Origin of the sequence: Mesorhizobium escarrei, assembly GCF_935825525.1 — a bacterium.
GTDB classification, from domain to species: domain Bacteria; phylum Pseudomonadota; class Alphaproteobacteria; order Rhizobiales; family Rhizobiaceae; genus Mesorhizobium; species Mesorhizobium escarrei.
In genome coordinates, this window is sequence record NZ_CAKXZT010000078.1 from 1 (window position 1) to 6163 (window position 6163).

Below are 6163 nucleotides of genomic sequence, written 5' to 3' on the forward strand. Positions count from 1 at the left end.
AGAACCACTGTGAAAAGGTACTAGATGCATCTGACAATCCGCGAACCAGGGAGGTTGCGCGTTTTGTACGATCGGTTAAGGCCTAATGCGCCACGTCGCTTTGTGAGTTGAACTGAGTGTCATTCTTTCGGTTTATAAAATAATCTGTTAAACATAATTTGAATTAACTAAGTAAAATGCTTGCCGATAGATCTATATTATTACTGCAGACATGAATAATAATTCGATGTTCTATCGAAGTTTCCGTGCTGTGCAACCACAATAGGTAACATCGACATGCGCTCTTTTTCCATCGAGGCCGCACTCGCGGCAATCCTTCTGTCGACCGCTTGCGCCTCCGCAGCAAGTTCGCTTCCGCCAAAGACGCAGCAGAAGTTCGAGTTTGTCGTGCGAAAGGAGAACAAAACCCACGTGTCGTTGCCGAGGCATCCCGAAGCACCGACTGCCAGATCGACTGCGACACCCGGATTGCAACTCAAGAACGACAACGACCAGTATCCCTCAGTCGACTATGACCTTTTTTCCGACGAGTATGGGCTTTGACCAGAGATGCCGGGCTTCTCGCGACGCGGTGATTCTGCTGAAGGCCGCCTTCTGGACCGCGCCATCATTTCGAATACGATTGCGCTCGGTGTTGTCAGAATGAGCCTTGTAGTGCTGCGGCACCTCTTGCCGCTGCCTTGGTGCCGGTCGGCCATCTGGTCGGCGACCGCGTGCAACACAAGCATCGGATCGCGTCATCGAGCGGCGCGGCATCACGAACAGTTGGCGATGCTGGCCGCCTGACCTGATGTCGATAACGAGCGCCATGCCGATCCTCGTGTCGAAATGGGAATGTGGAGCTATTGGCGTTGGCCCTGCCGGCGCCCGTGATGAATCGATGCTGCCCTGCCTTTTGGGCAAGCGGCGCTCGTGCGGCAGGTCTTCACGGCAAGCAGCCTTACGAATTCGACCCTCTGCACCGCCATCGGCAGCCGGCCGATCCCGATGGTACGTAGAAGTAAAAATGGACCGATGATGGCATGCCATCATCGGTCCAAGAACTCGCACGGTGAAAAACGCTCCCGGGGGGAAGAGCGCCCTTACAATCGATCGGCGGGCGGGGGAGGAGCGGCCCACGGGATCAATTGGCACGAGTTGGAGCGTTGCCACGATGAAGGGATCGAACACCGATCGCAACGCCGACCAACAAACTAGTACTTTTCGCCGCCGGTGCTTCTTCGCTATTGCCAAGTTTGCAGCCTGGTTGCGGATTTCGCGCATTCTTTGGAGGCGTCAAAAAGTCCAGCCCATATTAGAACCTGTCGTTGCACCGGTCAAAACGCGCCGGTAGTTTGCTTGGCAAACGACATGCCCGCGTTGGCGCCGGGCGCTTTGGCGCCGGGCGCTTTGGCGCCAGAGAATGCGTCCCTTTCGCCGGCTTCGCAATCAAATTGCCGATCGTTCCTGAAAGTGCTTTTATCTTCACGACTGGACTTAGCTGGGACGGTTGTTGCTGCAGATGCCGGGTAGCCAAAACACGAGATTATCGTTCGTTGCGGTCTCGCGCCGCAGAATGCGCATGGGCCTGTGTTTCCCTTGTTCGATAATCCAGCGGATGTTGGCGGCGGACTCCTGCAAACCGGGGTCCGGCGTGACCACTGAGTTCTGTCCGTGGTCGCATCAAGAGACACGGCATTGACCGGCCGGTTGCTCACGGATGACCCAGTCGCTCGCAGCAACGGGCCAATCGTCTTCATCGTTGAGGACGACATTTCACTCCGCGAGGCCCTCAAGAGGCTTTTTCGCACGGTGGATCTGAACACCGAGGTTTTCGGGTCAGCAGCGGAACTGCTGCAACACAAGCTCCCGGATGTTCCGGGCTGCCTCATACTCGACGTTCGGCTGCCCGGGGTGAGCGGTCTTGATATTCAAAGCGAACTTGCCAAAGCTAACATCCACATTCCAATCATTTTCATCACCGGTCATGGCGATATTCCGATGTCGGTGAGAGCAATGAAAGCAGGCGCTGTCGATTTCCTGACCAAGCCGTTTCGAGACCAGGACATCCTGGATGCTGTTGTCGCGGCGATCGATCGCGATCGACGCAGGCGCGAAAAGGAGGGAGAGGTAGCTGGTCTGCAAGCTCTCTTCGAGTCGCTGAGTGCACGCGAGCGTGAGATCATGGCATTGGTTACGACTGGGCTGATGAACAAGCAGGTTGCGGCCGAGGTAGGGCTGAGCGAGATCACCGTGAAGATACATCGCGGCAACGTCATGAGAAAAATGGGTGCCAGAACTTTGGCTGATTTGGTGAGAATGGCCGAGTCTCTCCAGCTTTCCCGTATCAAACGGTAAACCTCTGTATGATTCTTGGTCAGTGCTGATTGGACTAAGGTCGCATACGCTTGACCAGGAGTCGCACATAACTTTCTTGAAGGATCGTCAGCTGTCCAGTGTTGCGAAAATCTCAATTGTCGATGACGATGAATCCCTCCGGATCGCCACGGCAAAACTCGTGCGCCTTCATGGATTCCTGGTTCATGCGTTCGCCTCGGCTGAAGAGTTCCTGGAGTCTCCGCACGTCGGGGACACAAACTGCGTGATCACTGACGTCCGAATGCCAGGCATGAGCGGCGTTGACCTGCAGGATCATTTGATCGCTCAAGGCATAAGGGTGCCCGTCATTTTCATTTCGGCTTTTCCTGAGGAGCGCACTCGGAAAAGAGCATTGGAAGCCGGAGCAGCCGGCTTCTTGACCAAGCCGTTCGACGGCAAAGTGCTGATCGACTGTGTATCCAACGCTTTGCAGGAATCTGAATAGTCGGATCAATACGGCGACGATCCCAAGTCACCACGCGGGACGCAAAAGCCAAGCCCTTCCGATCTGAAGTCTTGCAGCGCTCGGGGAAAAATACCCGGCTTATCCAATGCGACCACGGCTCGGTTGAAAATCATGAATAGCCGCTATCATCTATCATCGGCGCAGCCAACTGCCCTTGACAGCCCAGATAGCCAGAGTCGCTACGATGCCGACTGCGAACACCAGGCCATCGAGGCCGATGGAAGTGTACGCCAAGCCTCCTGCGACCGTACCGGCAACGAAACCGAGCATGATCGGAGCCACTCGAGGCAGAGCCAGCCGAGCGCGCTTGTAGCTGAGGCGCCATACTGCGTCACGAGGATTCCGGCGCGACGCGAGCAGCATGTCGGTGAGGTCGATCGCCAATTGCGTGGTGTTGGTCGTCATGACGTTGGTTGACCCGTATTGAACTAGCAGAAGCCGAACCGTAGCGCTCTGAACGCCCATGGCTGAGAGGTCGAACAGTACCGCCACCGATGTGACGGTCGTCACTCCTGACGAGACATCGGCGCACGCCAGTCCAGCCAGCAGCGCCGCCTCGAGCGCCAGGGTCGCGACCAAGGCTCGTCGGCTATCTGAGCCGAGCGCTCTCACGATTATGGTCGTCAAAACTCCGGCCGCAAAGAAGATGGGGATTGCCAGCACCTTGATCAGAAAGCCATCGTTTCTGGCGACAAGCTCGGAGCCAGCCACCACGAAACTACCTGTCATCTGCGCAACAAAGAGGCCGGTGAATGCCAGGAAGGTACAACTGTCTACATACCCGGCAACGAAGGCCAAGAGCGCCGGGACAGCGGCCGGAACGACGCTGATGGCAGCAATTGGGACTTCTGTCGGCTCGGCGCGAAAGACCGACCGAGCAACGACGTCGACGGTCGGCCCACAGCTACGAGGTTCTTGGTTGGTCATTGGGCCCAGGCTTGCGTTGATTTCAGAAACTTGAGGCGCAGCGCTGTTTAGCGTGCCGCATTGCCCTCTGCTTCAGCCGCTTTGCGGCATTTGCACCGAGATTGCGCAGAAAACGGTCACGCGACACCGCAGGGGTGACCGGCGCAAGTAAGCGTTAGCAGCAAGAAAAGCCCACGCGCCGCAACAAGGACAAAGCCTTTTCGCAAGCCGGTTCGTAGCGTCTGCCGCATCATCAAGAGGAGCTGGCAGAGATATGGAAATCGGGTTCATTGGTTTAGGACACATGGGCGCCGGCATGGCGACCAACCTCTTAAAAGCGGGTCATGATGTGACCGCCTACAATCGGACACGCGCGAAAGTCGAAACGCTGGTCACGCTGGGGGCGAAAGCCGCGGTCAGCATGTCGGAGGCCTGTCAAGGCGATGCCGTCATGACTATGCTGGCAAACGACGAAGCTGTCGAGGACGTGGTGTTCGGCGAGCGCGGTGTAGTCGATAGCCTGCGGGTTGGCGCGATCCATGTTTCGTCGAGCACCATTAGTGTCGCCTTGTCTGAAAGGCTCGCCGCGGCCCACGCCAAGGCTGGGCAGCGTTTTGTGGCGGCGCCAGTGTTCGGCCGTCCTGATGTGGCGGCGACTGGGCAACTTGTTGTCGCCGCCGCCGGTGCGCCGGATGATGTCAAGGCAGTTGCACCGCTCCTCGATGCCATCGGAAGAAGCACTTTCATTGTTTCCGAGATTCCGAAATTTGCCAACTTGGTAAAGCTCAGCGGCAACTTCTTATTCGCTTCGGTCATCGAATCGCTCGGCGAAGCAATGGCGCTGATCGGCAAAGCCGGGCTCGACCGGGGGCGATATGTCGATTTTCTGACCTCGACCCTGTTTGGCCTTCCGGTCTATAAGGTCTATGGCGGGCTGATCGCCGACGGAATTTTCGAGCCTGCCGCGTTCGCAGCACCCCTTGGCTCCAAGGATATTCGGCTTGCCCTTGCGGCAGCCGACGACTTGCGGGTGCCGATGCCGATCGCCAGCCTTCTCCGCGACCGGTTTCTTACCTTGCTGGCTAATGGAGGCGACAAGCTCGACTGGTCTGCGATCGGCGGTCTTGCAGCCAAGGACGCCGGTCTGAAATGACCGTTCGGATTGTGGGGCAAAAGTACGACAGCCGCAACTCTACAATGATGGGAACTATCGACTGCGACGTTCAAACCAAAGTATGAGTAGTTCAAACCAACACTCTAGGGCCGCCTACGGATGTAGAATGGAGTAAATCATCGCCGGCGCTCTACGCTGACATCAGATGGGATAGCCCGAAGGATGTGCGCGAAGCCATGTTGACGAACTCTGCCTCCAGCGACATCGATGCACGTGCAATTACGGCCTTCGCGGCCAACGCTCCGCGATTGGAGCAAACAGGCTCATTCTTGTCGGGGGATTGGCGCGCTCCGTTCAACGGCAGAAAGGCGCAACGTGCCAGGTCCGCGGAGTATGCGCAGTTCGGGCGCCGGACCGTCGACGTGGCCGATTACCGCGTCGAGATATCCTCAGCCAACGCCGTGAGTAATCGCACGGCGATTTCGGATGGGATAGTTGTTGAGGTAGTCCAAGCCGCGGGTCATGACAAATTCGAGTTCCGGTTTCGCGCGCCTATGCACCTACTGGTAGTCTATGAGCAGGGCGCGCGGCGAGACGGTGATACCTTCGTCGAAGGTTTGTCCCCATCGAAATTGCGAGATTTTGGTCGCAAGCTTACCTTGGTGCCTGCCGGTCGCGAATACCTTGAATGGCACGCGCCGCGGACGTTTGCGCGTCTCATGTTTGTCTATTTTGATCCTGCCAAGCTGCAAGTTCCGTTCAACGCGGATACGACAGATGTGCCATTCGCGGCGAAGCTTTTCTTTGAAGACGCGACGCTTTTGGGCACCGCCCTCAAACTGATGAGGTCGCTCGAAAGCCCAAGCCTGGAGAATCGGCGGTACCTAGAAGCCCTGGGTATCGTCCTGGCTCATGAACTGGTCCGTTTCCATAACGGAACTCCGAGTGCCGAGCCTCAGCTTCGAGGCGGGCTTGCGGCTTGGCAGGAGCGGATAGTAATGGCGCATATCGACGCGCATTTGGGCGAACCGGTACCGCTCGCCGCTCTCGCGCAGCTTGCGCGGTTGAGCCCATATTATTTTTGCCGCGCCTTCAAGCTGTCCTTTGGAGTGCCTCCGCATCGATATCATATCAGCCGTCGAATCGAGCATGCCAAAGGTCTCCTTGCGACGCGCGCTCATTCGGTGACTGACATCGGATTGACTGTCGGGTACAGTGAAACCAGCTCATTCACGGCCGCATTTCGAAAGGCGACCGGCCTTACTCCGAGTGCTTACCAGCGGAGCCTCGGATAGGCACTAGTACCTTTTCACAGTGGT

The 6163-nt window shown here is 57.1% G+C and carries 6 protein-coding genes; 4 read left to right on the top strand and 2 right to left on the bottom strand.

Annotated features, from left to right (window positions below):
* Positions 1 to 501 precede the first annotated feature (501 nt).
* A complete protein-coding gene (locus tag NMG80_RS05100; RefSeq protein WP_254017136.1) occupies positions 502 to 810 on the bottom strand; it encodes a hypothetical protein in 309 nt (102 codons plus the stop codon).
* Between the two features lie 867 nt (positions 811 to 1677).
* Here NMG80_RS05100 and NMG80_RS05105 point away from each other — a divergent pair.
* Positions 1678 to 2337, top strand: a complete 660-nt coding sequence (locus NMG80_RS05105) for a response regulator transcription factor (protein WP_436798545.1) — start codon at positions 1678 to 1680, stop codon at positions 2335 to 2337.
* A 76-nt stretch (positions 2338 to 2413) separates the two neighbouring features.
* Entirely contained in the window at positions 2414 to 2803 is a 390-nt protein-coding gene (locus tag NMG80_RS05110; protein WP_254017137.1) for a response regulator transcription factor, read from the top strand.
* Between the two features lie 153 nt (positions 2804 to 2956).
* On the opposite strand, the gene NMG80_RS05115 is transcribed toward NMG80_RS05110, so the two are convergent.
* Entirely contained in the window at positions 2957 to 3751 is a 795-nt protein-coding gene (locus NMG80_RS05115) for a YoaK family protein (RefSeq protein WP_254017138.1), read from the bottom strand.
* 253 nt (positions 3752 to 4004) lie between these two features.
* Between NMG80_RS05115 and NMG80_RS05120 the strand changes: the two genes are divergently transcribed.
* On the top strand, positions 4005 to 4883 hold the full coding sequence (locus tag NMG80_RS05120; protein ID WP_254017139.1) for an NAD(P)-dependent oxidoreductase: 879 nt from the start codon (positions 4005 to 4007) through the stop codon (positions 4881 to 4883).
* 185 nt (positions 4884 to 5068) lie between these two features.
* Complete coding sequence (locus tag NMG80_RS05125) at positions 5069 to 6139, top strand: helix-turn-helix transcriptional regulator (RefSeq protein ID WP_254017140.1); 1071 nt, start codon at positions 5069 to 5071, stop codon at positions 6137 to 6139.
* The last annotated feature ends 24 nt before the right edge of the window (positions 6140 to 6163 follow it).